General features: G+C 38.1%; 7 protein-coding genes. 3 read left to right on the top strand and 4 right to left on the bottom strand.

Features of this window, described 5'->3' with window-relative positions; genetic code table 11:
• Nucleotides 1–3: 3 nt before the first annotated feature.
• The 4 genes from HC965_RS03945 to HC965_RS03930 form a co-directional block, all read right to left on the bottom strand.
• Entirely contained in the window at nt 4–1,995 is a 1,992-nt protein-coding gene (locus HC965_RS03945) for a hypothetical protein (RefSeq protein WP_191030228.1), read from the bottom strand.
• Between the two features lie 69 nt (nt 1,996–2,064).
• Nucleotides 2,065–4,083 (bottom strand): trehalase family glycosidase, encoded by a 2,019-nt coding sequence (locus tag HC965_RS03940; protein WP_223854695.1) that lies wholly within the window; start codon nt 4,081–4,083, stop codon nt 2,065–2,067.
• A gap of 15 nt (nt 4,084–4,098) precedes the next feature.
• Nucleotides 4,099–4,437, bottom strand: a complete 339-nt coding sequence (locus HC965_RS03935) for a hypothetical protein (RefSeq protein ID WP_191030227.1) — start codon at nt 4,435–4,437, stop codon at nt 4,099–4,101.
• Between the two features lie 108 nt (nt 4,438–4,545).
• Nucleotides 4,546–6,132 carry a sulfatase gene (locus HC965_RS03930; RefSeq protein WP_191030226.1) on the bottom strand — a complete coding sequence of 529 codons (1,587 nt, stop codon included), beginning with the start codon at nt 6,130–6,132 and terminating at the stop codon, nt 4,546–4,548.
• 252 nt (nt 6,133–6,384) lie between these two features.
• On the opposite strand from HC965_RS03930, the gene HC965_RS03925 reads away from it, so the two are divergent.
• The 3 genes from HC965_RS03925 to HC965_RS03915 all read left to right on the top strand — a co-directional run bounded on the left by HC965_RS03925 (nt 6,385) and on the right by HC965_RS03915 (nt 13,262).
• On the top strand, nt 6,385–8,385 hold the full coding sequence (locus HC965_RS03925) for a glycoside hydrolase family 97 protein (protein ID WP_191030225.1): 2,001 nt from the start codon (nt 6,385–6,387) through the stop codon (nt 8,383–8,385).
• A gap of 135 nt (nt 8,386–8,520) precedes the next feature.
• Nucleotides 8,521–11,034 (top strand): hypothetical protein, encoded by a 2,514-nt coding sequence (locus tag HC965_RS03920; RefSeq protein ID WP_191030224.1) that lies wholly within the window; start codon nt 8,521–8,523, stop codon nt 11,032–11,034.
• Between the two features lie 41 nt (nt 11,035–11,075).
• Complete coding sequence (locus HC965_RS03915; RefSeq protein ID WP_191030223.1) at nt 11,076–13,262, top strand: alpha-galactosidase; 2,187 nt, start codon at nt 11,076–11,078, stop codon at nt 13,260–13,262.
• Nucleotides 13,263–13,281 lie beyond the last annotated feature (19 nt).

The following is a 13,281-nucleotide window of genomic DNA, read 5'->3' as shown; positions in this document are numbered from 1 at the left end:
AATTTACAATTTACAATCCAACATAGTACCGCTCTTTACTGTTTTATCCAGCACATTCTTTCCTGTTTTTTTTACAATTATACGAAGTGTCTGGTCTTTCACACGTTTTACTTCAACATCAAAGTCAGTGCCGAATGCTTTAATTTTTCGAAGTGACATTTCATTCCATTCTTGTGGTAATCTGGGTACCATTGAGAATGAGTGGAGTCCGGTAGGACGAATACCAAATATTCCTTCCGTGATAATACGCCCATACAAAGCACTTTCCGCAGAAAGATGACGTTGCCCGCCTTCCGGCCAGGCCTCAATAGCATAAGGCACATGATTTCCTAACAGACGGGTGGTGGAGTAATGCTTCATAAATTTCATGGCTTTTTCTACTTCACCTGCCATGAAAGCACCTCGCAGGGCATACAAGGTAGAACGATCCCAGAATGTCTGACTACCTGCCTGTGTCAAAAGACCATTATCTGTCCATAAACGGGGAGAGAAGAGCGCATCGATAGTACCTTCAGCGCGTTTATCAATTCCTACTGTGAGCGGAATACAAATCCATGCCCGTAATATATCGTTTCCTTTGTAATACGCATATGTATCAAATCCTTCCACTGTAGCTGCAAAATAACTATCTATATTTTTCTCCAATTGAGATGCTTGTTTTCTATATGTTTTTGCTATGGTACTTCCTTTCTTCAAATCTTCAGCCAGGTAAGCAGCAGAAAGAAGTGCATCATAATATAGAGAAGAAGTACATAAATTAGCTTTTCCGGCAGGAAAACGTCCTTCCAATTCGTCAGTATCGGAAGCTATAACCCCACTTTCATTCATTTTTCTACGACTGAATTCTAAGCACCACTCTATCAATGGCCATAGCTTCTCAGCCTCTTCCTTATTGCCATTAGCTAAAGCATATCGTGCTGCACCGTAAGCGATCATGGCAGCATCACCACGGTCACCCGCTCCATTCCAATAACTGTCACCTTCTGCGACAATAGAACTTGGAATAGGTTTCCATTCGTCATTCATATAGCGTGCAAAATGTTCAAATGAATTAAACGCAGATGCGTTTCCATATTGGTAGCCGATGAATGGAAAATAGGGATTAATGTATTCAGCCTGATCGTTAGCCCAAATGGCTGCGTAATAAGATTCCCCTCCAGGACCGTGCATCGGACCGCCTTTAGTTTCATACACACTTTCGCAGGCACGAATTTTAGAGAAAGCGAACATCTTGTCAAGTATTGGGTCGGGTGTTTCTAATACTAAATTATTCATCCATTCATTTACAAATACTTTCCGTTCTGACAATTCTTTGTTTGCGTCAATACCATCTTCTTTTTCCATAGGTTTATATGCGGAAACAGAGGCTGTAAATATGTAACTTTGGCTTGGAAGCAAGGTTGTAGGTTCTGCTTTTTGTGTCGCTAGGCTGATTACATAACTTCCCTCTATTCCTTTTTTAGGATTTGTCGGGAGCACTGTATGAATAGCAGGTATTTCCAGATTGACTTCTGTATCTCCGGTATTGGTGAATTCATAAATTTCAATTAATGAAGGTAAATCCGTAGAGGGGAGATACGTCCGTTTTAAGGACAGTGAACTTTTCTTGACCAGTGGAATTTCGCTGATAACTTCCAAGGTTCCATTCAGTGTTATTGTTTTCACTTGTTCTTTGAGACTACGTCCATTTATGGTAACAGCATCTAATGGATTCCAGTCCAAACGACGCATCAAACTACCATGAGTATTATTAGGAATAGTACGTAACATTGGCCATATCATACTTTTGTTTAATTCAAAACCTCCCTCTTTATTAACACCATATCTAAGTACAACCGCCATTCGTTTGCCAGCCATCTCAATGTGATCATAGTGTACTTCGTCTTTTTCTACTTGCCATGAAATACCATTGCTGTTATTGATTTTCCAACGCTGTTGCGCATTAATAAAGGTTATGTATAACAGAGATAGGAAAAGTAAAATTATTTTTTGCATACTATATTTTTATAATAATTTAAACTCCGGATTTTAGTAAATTCAATTAATGCGGAACTAAGTCTACATTCAGGGAACATACATGAATTTGTCGGCATCTTCTCCTAGTAATAAGATTGAGAAAGCACTGGACCAACCGAAATGCCTGGCTGTCATTCCTTCTCCTGTAGCCGAATTCCAATTCTCCCGGATGGGCATACCTGGTTCTGTTAAGCCTTTTAATCGGTCGGGTAATAACCAGGTATATTTGGTCGCTTCTTCAGTAAAACCATAATTTTTGAATCCACGGATGCCAAAGTAAGTATAGTTCATCCAAGTCTGTCCACGGAAATAACCTTTGTCAGGCTGATATAAAGGATGTTTGTGATTCAGTGAAGAGAAAGGGAAATAAGTTCCGAATAGTTCGGGACTGAGCATGTTGTTTTTAACGGCTTCTGCTTGTTTGGGAGTGGCAACTTTGGTTAATAGAGGAATCCATCCTGAAATATCAATCACTTTCACTAGTTCGCCTGTGCCTAACTTTCGATCATAAAAATAACCAGTTTCTTTATCAAAGAATTTCTCCTGAATATTTTTTTTAAGTTCGTTTCCTTCTTTTCTATATTTGGCGGCTGTTTCTTTATCACCGACTTCGTCAAGCATAAACGCTAAATAGAACTTTTCCGCGCATAGATAGCTATTTAGTTCAATAGACTCTTGGTCGAAAGAATAAGCTTCTGGAGCATTCTTCAACATTTTTACACCATGAAATTTTACAGCAACATCCATACCGCTTTCCCATTGCCCCATATAGACTTTTGAACCGGTTCCTCCATATTCACATAATCCATTTTGATCATGGTCTCTGTATTTATATCTCCATTCGTGATACTTCAATAGTTTCGGAAGCATTTCTTTGATAAATGCTTTATCTTTAGAGCGTTGATATACCATGTAAGTTGCCCAACCTGCAATAGGAGGTTTTGAACAAACAATGTTATTCTCTTTTCTGTCTAACGAGATTAAATCCACAATCATTCCTTCCGGTGTTTGATAGTCAAACATCGTTCGCATTTGGTCTTTGGCTAGTTCCGGATTAAAAATGGCCACTGCTGTAGCATGCTCCCAACTATCCCATGCCCAAAAAGCATCAAAATGTCCGGTTGCCGGGAAAAGTCCAGCATGTTTTAAATCTCCTGCTGCACTCCTCCAGTTGGTATTTAATGTCATTAAAGCTTTTACTGCCCAATTACGGTAGCGTTCAGATTGTAAATAAGGTGTAGGACGGTTTAAAACTTTACTTAGATACCCTTCCCATCTTTCCTTGTTTTGTTTGAAATATTTATCTGTTTTATCATGTTCTATTTGGTGATGGTTGTTTAACGCTTCTTTCTGGTTGACAGCTGGGGAATAGGTAGAAAAGCTGTGAAGAACAACGACCTTTCCGGGACGAATATTCATTTTTTCAGATTCAGCATGATAATTTTTCTCCGTAACTTTTGATATTTGACATTCTCTAGGCAACGAAAAAATAAATTGATGTTTATCATTAACCACGCTAACACACAATAAGTTGTTTCTTTGTGTAAGTTTAGCATCTTTATAAGTGAGATTGCCTGTAAAATTAGCCTTGATTGTTTGTGGTTCATTACCGGTATTTATGATCTGATACTCAATCATTGTTCCTCGATTTGTAATGGCAATCTCTCTGATTTTTACTTCCAGATTTTTTGCTTTTAGATGTAGGCGTAACATACCCGGTAAATATTCAGAAGACACTATTTGGGTGTAGGGGATTGTTTTTCCGTCTACGCCTACCAATGTTAATTTTTCGAAACAATCTGACAGCCATTGTAAGCTGATTTTTTTTTCGCCTATGAATGCCGGGCCTCTGAATCCTCCGGCATTTGAAAGGTCGGAGGGATTATTAAATCCATAGCCATGCCAGTTACCCAGGTCTGCAAATAAAAAACCATTTGGGGTAATTTCATATCCGACTTCAATATTTAATAAATTAACGAATTGCTCCTGTTTGAACTTTCTAGCCCATCCATTGAATACGCAGAATACAGTCAAAGCTGTAATAATACAAAGTTTTTTGTACATCATAAAATAAACTTATTATTATCGGTTATACATATTATTTTTGTCAGATCCTTTTGCTTTTACTTTGTCGAGTTGTTCCGGATCTTCTTTCCATTGGAATTTTACTTCTTTCTTGGTTCCGTCTACTCCTATTGCATAGAGTGTAGTCGTTGCATCTACTATATTTTCTTCTACAGTGAAGTGGCTAAGTGGGGATACAAATATTAACTTGTCATTTTGATGAACTTCATAAGCCACCACTTGATTCCAGTTTAACATTGTAAAGGTGTTTCCCTTGCAGGTAGCCGTACCTTCAGATATAGGACGAGGGTTTTGGAAATGCCCTACTGTGTTATCGGTGATATACCAGAATAGCATATGAAGTTTCTTATATTGTTTTGCGGTAATTTTCTGCTCGGTCTGGGCAATTTGTTCTTTTGTAACTTCAAATATTTCTTTCCCATAATCATTATTTTTACTTTAGATTTATTTCTGCCAATTCACTTTTAATCCTGATGCTTCCGGTTCAAAATCAGTCTTTTCTATCCACAAACAGGGAACTTTTTCGCCAGCTTTCATTCGGTTCCATACTTGTTTGGCTTTACTTACATCCGGATATGAGTCAAAAATATATCCTTTTCCAAATGACCGGAGATCTTTTTGTTCTACCAATTTTTGAGTCATTTCTTGTTCGAGTTTTTGCATTATTTCCTTATACTCGTTTTTCTTGGCCAAGTTTATCATGCAGTTGGGATCCTTTTTGATATTGTATAGCTCTTCTGTCTCCCGTTTGCCAAAGGATAATTGCCAATAATGGGCTGTATCTGGATTTCTTCTGGCCTTTAAAATTTTAGTTTTTGTAGGTCCTCCGCCCACATTCATATACCCAGTTTCCGGATTTCCTGCAGGCCAGCGGTCAATTTTAAAATTTTTCAAATATAGGAAATCACCACGAATTAATCCACGAATGGGATATCCTTGGTCGTCTGGCCTTCCTACATCATGACATTCTTTACCAATCATAACATAATCACGGTCTATGTTCGCCTTTATGTTTTTCAGGATATCCATAAAACTACGTCCGGTGATAGTTTTCATTCCAGCTTTTTCCAGATTAATGCCTGTTACTTCTGATATGGTAGGCGCTATATCAATCGTACCGATATATTCTTTTATTTTTCTTCCGGGATTTTTGATACCGTTTTTCCACATAACAGCAAATGGAATATGATTAGAATTATTGTATTCTTGTCCTTTGCAGCGTGGAAAAGGCATTCCGTGATCAGAAGTTACAATAATGATGGTATTATCCAATTCATTTGTTTCTTCCAATATTTCCAGGATTTCTTCCAAATGATGGTCAAAGTGTTCTATTTCTATCGTATAATCAAGCATGTCTATACGTACAATTTCATTATCCGGCCAATAATTGGGGACAGAGTCAATTTGTGACACGGATTTTCCGAAACGTAGTGAGGAAGCGTATTCGTAGCCGCGATGAGGCTCCAAAGCTCCATACCAGAAACAGAATGGTTTACCTTCGGGCCTGTTTTTCATAAATTCATTGAAATTAGCTGCATAGTCCACATTACTAATTCCTTGAGTTGGTGGAACTAATTTTTTTTGATTCCACATTTTTCCTGTCAGTTCTCTGGGATTTCCATTTGTATCGTTCGTAATTCCTGGTCCCCACCCTTTTCCTGTGCATCCTACGTAGTAACCATTCTCCGAGAGGGTTTCAGGATACGATTTGAATTCAGCAGGAAATTTGGGCCAGTGATTACAAGCTTCTTTTAATTGCCATGAATTACGTCCGGTAATGATTGTTGCGCGTGAGGGAGCTGATTTAGCATTACATGTGTAAGCATGTTCAAATAATAAACCTTCTTTAGCGACACGGTCGAAAGAAGGTGTTGAAATCCAGGGAGTACCATAGGCACTCATATGTCCTGCATCATCTGCAATGCAAAATAATATATTGGGATGTTTGCGTTGTTCTTCGCTTTCAGTAGCAGATTGAATAGTGCTGCTGAAAGATACCAGAGAAATAAAAGATAATAATTTAGCATTCATGGTATTCGTCTAAAGGTGTTTTCTCATTTTATGGTATTATCTATCTTATTCACGATATGCAAAATTACGCCGGATTTTTCACTAACACTGTTTTATTTGTCCATAATATTGTGTTATGCGTTCTGATATGAAAAAAAGATGTTCTTTCTGAACCGGCTGGACAAATAGCATATCTTTTAGTACGGAAAGAATAATTGTTAAGAGTCCCGACACTTAATTTTGTAACAGATTAATTAACTAAGAATAGAATATATGAGAAATCTAAACTTATTTTGCTTGTTCTTGATTACCGGTTTATTTACACTGTCTTTGTCTGCAAAAGAACATAATTTCGTATTAAAGTCTCCGGATGGAAAATTAGAAGTGGAGATTTGTGCGGAAAAGCAATTGTCTTATGTGGTGAGATATGCTAATCAGTTGTTATTAGAAAAAAGTCCTATAGGATTAGTGTTGGAGAATAAAGTTTTGGGAGAACATATGAAGCTGCTCAATACTACTAATCGTTCTTTTGTAAAAGAGCATGTCGTTTCTCCACATTATCGTTTTGCGTCATTTGATGTAGTGTATAATGAATGTAACTTGAAGTTCAAGAGTGGCTATGGTGTTATTTTTAGAGCTTATAATGAAGGGATAGCTTATCGTTTTTATACAACGATGAAAACACCATTGGTAATTGAGGATGAAAGAGTCGAAATCAATTTTCCTGTCAACTATAAAACCTATATGGCTTATTCAACAGTAAAACGGGGGAATGATAAATATGCTATGGCATTTCAGAATATCTATACGGAATCTACAGTAAAAGATGTTGGTACGGATAATATTGCTTTTTTACCTATAACAATAGATTGTGGTGAAGGCATTAAAATGACTTTATTGGAATCGGACCTGGAAGATTATCCCGGTATGTTCATAAAAGGTAACGGACAATCTGTTTCTTTACAAGGAACCTTCGCAAAATATCCGAAAACAATGTCCCAGCGTCCTCCGCGTAGTATGACATATGTGTTGGAGCGGGAAGATTTTATAGCTAAGACAGAAGGCACACGATCTTATCCCTGGAGAATTTGGGCAATAACGGAGAAAGATACCGATATGCCTGTGAATAATTTGGTATATGCACTTGCTTCTCCCAATCGTATAGGGGATTGTTCCTGGATTAAAACTGGAAAAGTTGCTTGGGACTGGTGGAATGATTGGGGAATTTACAATGTAGATTTTAAGGCTGGCATCAATATGGAAACCTATAAATATTATATTGATTTCGCAGCAGAAAATAAACTTGAATTTGTCATATTGGATGAAGGTTGGTATGATCCCCGGAAAGGAGATATGCTGACTGTAATCCCTGAATTGGACTTGGAGGAACTGGTACGTTATGGTAAGAGTAAAGGAGTAGATTTGATTCTGTGGGCTGTATTTAATGTTTTGGATAATCAGTTGGAGGAAGCCTGCAAAAAATATTCAGAGATGGGTATTAGTGGATTTAAAATTGATTTTTTGGATAGGGATGACCAGACGGCGGTAGAGATGACCTATCGTATAGCGGAGATGACTGCTAAATATAAGTTAAGTCTGGATTTGCACGGATTCTATAAACCGACAGGTTTTAACCGTACCTTTCCTCATATCATCAATGTGGAATCCATCTTTGGAATGGAGGAAATGAAATGGAGTACCATTGAAAAGAATATGATGAAATATGATGTGACTTTTCCTTATATTCGTATGATGGCAGGGCCCGTAGATTATACACCTGGTGCCATGCGGAATGCGACTAAAAAGGATTTTAAAGATGTATATTACAATCCGATGAGTCAGGGTACACGTTGCCATCAGTTGGCTGCGTATATTGTGCATGACTCACCCTTGACTATGTTGGCCGATAATCCGACAATTTATAAAGAAGAGCAGGAATGTACCAGCTTCATAGCAAGTATTCCAAATCAGAATATAGAGGAAACACGTATTTTGCAAGGAGCATTAGGTGAATATATTGTAAGTGCACGAAAAGTGAATGACAATTGGTATGTTGGTGGCATGACGGATTGGAATCCGCGTGATATAACATTAGATTTTAAATTCTTGGAAGGTGGAGATTACCAAGTTATATTATTTAAGGATGGAATCAATGCTGCCAAACAAGCAGCAGATTATAAGAAAGAGACTTTTGTAGTAACTTCTAGTACATTAAAGAAAATAAGGATGGCTCCTGGGGGAGGTTTTGCCATGACGGTGACGAAGATTAGATGAATGAATTGCTGATTACGTCTTTATTTTGCTTCAAAAAAACAAATAGCAAAGTATTGAGTACAAATAACACATAATTATATAATATAGAGCAGTAGATTTGCGTAGAAACAAAATTAATTTAATATTTAACACATTATGAATAGAATGAATGTATATACTTGCCTTGTCGGACTTATGTTAGTCGGTTCGAACGTTTGTAGTGCACAGGCCACTTATTCGGAAAAGGATGGAAAGATGTCTGTCATTTCGGGCAAACAAATGATTAGTGGAGTTTATCCTCACTTAACGACTTATGCTCATGCCCGCAGTAACGGACAGTATAAATTCGGGGATGAATGTGGCATCGGAGCTTTGGCCGTATGGGGCGGGAAACTATATATGGTAAATTATGCGGCACATATGCCTAAAGGCAGTGAACATCAACTATATATTTTGGACAAGGATAAAAAAATGACTATTTATCCAGGTAGCGTAGGAGGGACTCCGGCTGCCCGTATGATTCATGAAGAGTCTGAACAATTATTGATTGGACACTATTTAATAGATAAGAAAGGGAATATCCGTACGATACCTATTCTTACGATGCCCGGACGTATTACGGCTATAGCCCGGCATTTAGAAGATCCTGTAAATAAGGTCTACTATTATGATATGGAAGGTATGCTTTATGAAGCTGACGTTCATACATTAGAAGTGAAGAAACTTTATAATAATCCTCTTCCCGGATGGCATGGTAAAGGAGCATATACAGCACAGGGAAAATTAGTTTTGGCCAATAATGGAGAAGCCGGAGAGTCCTCTAAAGAATGGCAAGTACCGGTACAAGGACTGACTGGTCCTGAAAAATATGGTGTATTGGCTGAATATGATGGAAAGATATTTAAAGTAGTAGAACGCAAACAGTTTACGGATGTAACAACTCGCTATGGAATTCAGGCTGTTCCGAATGATAATTCTCCTTTATGGTCAATGGGATGGGATAAAAGAGCTGTTCGTCTGAAAGTGATGGAAGATGGAAAGTGGACTACATTTTTGCTCCCCAAAGCTGCTTATAATAATGACCCTTCTCATGGATGGTTTACGGAATGGCCTCGTATCCGAGAGGTTGGAACTGATAAGATGATGATGGATATGCATGGTATGTTCTTTGATTTTCCTGCTACTTTCTCTTCCGGCAATTCCGCGGGAATACGTCCGATTGCTTCTCATCTGCGTTATATACCTGATTTTTGTAGTTGGAACGGACAGGTTGTATTAGCTACAGACGAAACAAGTATTCAGGGAAATCCTTTGGCAGGTCAGCCACAATCGAACCTTTGGTTTGGTTCTGCCGAAGAATTTTACAATTGGGGACCATCAACTGGTTATGGAGCTATTTGGCTGGATGATAAAGTAGAGGAAGGTAGTATAAGTGAACCTTATTTGTTTGCTGGTTTTGCCCGTCGTATGGCTCATCTTGTGAATCATAAGACTACACCCGTTTCGTTCATTATACAAATAGATAAGAAAGGTAATAGTCAGTGGAGTGATTATAAAACGATTCGCTTGAAAGGCGGAGAATATCAGACTTACGTTTTCCCGAAAGATATAAAAGGAGAATGGATACGTCTGAAAGCATTAAATGATGGGCAATTATCTTTTATACTTCACTATACTACAAATCGGTATCAAGATGCGGAAACATTTAAAACTATGTTCGAAGGGCTGGCTGAAATTAGAACTTCTAAAGAGATTTTGACTGCTAAATTATTCAGTAACCGTTCAAATTTGAATCTTTCTTGTTTTACAGCTATACAGAAAAATGGTGAGGTCAGTGAAAATGGGAAATTCGAACTCAATAAATTTAAATTTGACTTTGTACCCGGCATTACAGAATCGCTGGCTGAAAGAGCATTGGAAACAAAAGTACATTATGCTGAAACTATGCAGTTTAATGCAAAAACAGTGGATAAGAAACTTATGAAACAATTATGGAGTGTAGATGATGCTTCTGTAATTTTATATACTTCTGTTGGTAACCTTCGTCTTCCGAAGGGGGATAGTGCATACGATAAACATGTAAATAGCCGCTGTATACGCGAAGTGGAATCAGAACGTGAATTGGCCAATATACACGGTACTTTCTATGAGTTACCATTGATTCATGTGGGGCGCGAACCTTTATTTATGATGATGCGTCCTGTATCTTCCCATCATAAATTTATAGATGACTATAATTCATGGAATGGATTGTTAGTAATGTCCGGCATTGAACGGGATGCAAAGAAGTCAGAACATATTTATAAAAATAAAAATAAAACAGCCGGCTTGTGGTTTGGTTCTATTGACGATTTGTGGAAATTGGGCAAACCTGTTGGTACAGGCGGACCGTGGAAGCACACGTCTGTCAGTAAAGATGTATTGAGTGACCCATATTTGATGACAGGTTATGACAAGAAAACATTGATATTGCGTGCTGATAAAGATGTGACTGTTACCCTTTGGGTGAATATCTCCCACTATTTGGAGCAGAAGCTAGCTTATAAGGAATTTAATTTAAAAGCCGACGAAGAAGTTAAATATGTATTCCCGGAAGGTTTTAGTGCCCATTGGGCTTATCTGTCAGCTGATAATGACTGTGTGGCAACAGGACAATTTATATATGAGTAAAAGCTATTTTTAGTTGTAAAATGACTTATTATCAAAATAATATGAGAAAAAGAATCTGTTTATTTTTGGTATTGGGAGCTTTATGCATAAGCTCGTTTGCTAAAGATTATCTTATATCTACTCCAAATACTTCTTTATTGGTGACGGCCACTCCCGGAGAGAAGTCAAAGTTTCAATATTATGGAAGCCATATATCAGAGAAAGAGATACAAAGTATCTATGACAGCGGCTTGGCATTTGGTGTAGAAAGTTACCCGGTCTTCGGGTTGAATACTCCGGGTGAAAGGGCAATGGCTGTAACTCAGGCAGATGGAAATATGTCTTTAGACTTAGTGGTAGAACAGGTTAAACAATATAGTGTGGATGAGGCTGAAATCACTGAAATCCGGTTGGAAGATAAGATTTATCCTTTTGTAGTGAAGCAGATATTTAAGGCATATAGAGGGACAGATATTATATCCACTTGGGTAGAAGTGGAAAATAACACTAAAAAGGCTGTTACATTATATCGTTTCGCATCGGCATTTTTTCCAATTCACCGCGGAGATAATTATATGACGCACTTCCATGGACATTGGGGAGCGGAGCAGACAATGGAAGAAGAAAGGTTGACCAATGGACAAAAGGTGATTTCTAATAAAGATGGTCTGGCTAATACAGAGACTGATAATCCGTCATTCATGCTAACAATGGACGGTAAACCACAAGAGGAACGTGGACACGTATTAGGTGGGACTTTGGCATGGACTGGTAATTATTTAATTAAGATGGATGTTCATAATACAAAGTTCAATATTGTAGCTGGCATAAATGAGGAGAATTCACATTATATTCTGGAAGCAAAAGAGGTATTTACCACTCCCGAGTTTGCTATGACTTATAGTACCACCGGAAAGGGTGGAGTGAGTCGTGCTTTTCATCATTGGGCGCGGCAATATAAAGTATGGCAAGGAACTATCCCCAATGATATTCTGTTGAACAGTTGGGAAGGGGTTTATTTCAAAGTGAACCAACAAGGAATGGATGAGATGATGAAAGACTTTTCCGCTATGGGTGGAGAGTTATTTGTGATGGACGATGGTTGGTTTGGTGATAAGTATCCGCGTAATGGCGCCAATAGTAGCTTGGGCGATTGGGAAGTTTGCAGGGAGAAATTACCAGAAGGTATTGAAGGGCTATTGAGATCTGCTAAAAAATATAATATAAAGTTCGGACTTTGGATTGAACCGGAAATGGCGAATACGAAGAGTGAGCTGTTCGAGAAACACCCTGATTGGATTATGCGTATTAAGAACCGCCCGCTTTCTACAGGACGTGGTAATACACAAGTCATATTAGATCTGACCAATCCTGAAGTACAGGATTTTGTATTTGGAGTAGTAGATAAGTTAATGACCGACTATCCAGAAATTGCTTATATGAAATGGGATGACAATAGTAGTCTGATGGACTATGGTTCATCTTATCTTCCGAAAGAAAAGCAGTCTCATCTTTATATTGAATATCATAGAGGGCTAAATAAAGTCTTAAAACGCATTCGTACCAAGTATCCTGATTTGGTTTTACAGGCATGTGCTGGTGGCGGTGGGCGTGTAAATTACGGAATGCTTCCTTATTTTAATGAATTTTGGACAAGTGACGATACAGATGCCTTGCAACGTATATATCTTCAGTGGGGTGCATCTTGTTTTTATCCTGCTATTGCGATGGCTTCCCATGTAAGCGCAGATAAAAATCATCAGACTGGTCGAAAACTTCCGTTGAAATTTCGTTTTGATGTATCCATGTCCGGTCGCTTGGGAATGGAAATTCAACCTAAAGATATGAATGATGCGGATAAAGCTTTTGCAAAGCGGGCAATTAGTGCTTATAAAAAAATCCGTCCTGTGATACAGTTGGGTGATTTGTATCGATTAGTATCTCCTTATGAGCATAAAGGAGTTTCGTCTCTGATGTATGTATCATCCCAAAAAGACAGGGCTGTTTTCTTTGCCTATAAACTGTCTCACTTTATAAATATGGTGATTCCTAATGTACGGATGAATGGACTGGAGCCTGAGAAACAGTATCGTTTGATTGACTTGACCGCTGTCAATGAGAATAAACCCTGTTTATTACAAGGGAAAATAATAAGCGGGAAAATGTTGATGGAGGAAGGCATTGCGTTAAAAGAATTACTGAAAAGTGAATATTCCAGTCTGGCCCTTGAATTACAAGAAGTGCAATAGTATGTGTAAAACTTGAATA

Origin of the sequence: Bacteroides sp. GM023 (assembly GCF_014750685.1) — a bacterium.
Classification (GTDB): domain Bacteria; phylum Bacteroidota; class Bacteroidia; order Bacteroidales; family Bacteroidaceae; genus Bacteroides.
Note: the sequence above shows the minus strand (reverse complement) of the source record. Positions and strands in the feature narration are given on the sequence as shown.